At 42.4% G+C, this 269-nt stretch carries 1 protein-coding gene; it reads left to right on the top strand.

The window, feature by feature from the left end:
• A partial coding sequence (locus IEQ44_RS17250; RefSeq protein WP_227487648.1) for a hypothetical protein occupies positions 1-190 on the top strand: 190 nt, incomplete at its 5' end.
• Between the last annotated feature and the right edge of the window lie 79 nt (positions 191-269).

Genomic DNA, 269 nt, shown 5'->3' with positions numbered 1-269 from the left:
GGAAAAAAGACTACACTCGATCCTGAAGAGAAAGACGAAACTTCACAGACAAAATGCATCTACTCTGGACCTCTTGAAAAGCTTAAAAGAGTTACCCAGAAATGTGCCTTTTTCTGATGAAGTCCTCTCCATCCTGGGGGATGTCATCCTTCCAGGTTTAGAGCGAAAAGTGAAACAGTGGTTTGTGTGACATCATACCCACTCAATGGTAACTAACTCTATGTTCAACCTTGGAGGGAAGAAAAGATGAATCACTCCATTCTCCTCTC

The organism is Nocardioides malaquae, assembly GCF_015070385.1.
Classification (GTDB): domain Bacteria; phylum Actinomycetota; class Actinomycetes; order Propionibacteriales; family Nocardioidaceae; genus Nocardioides; species Nocardioides malaquae.
The sequence above is the reverse complement of the archived record's forward strand: the minus strand, read 5'-3'. Positions and strand labels throughout refer to the sequence as shown.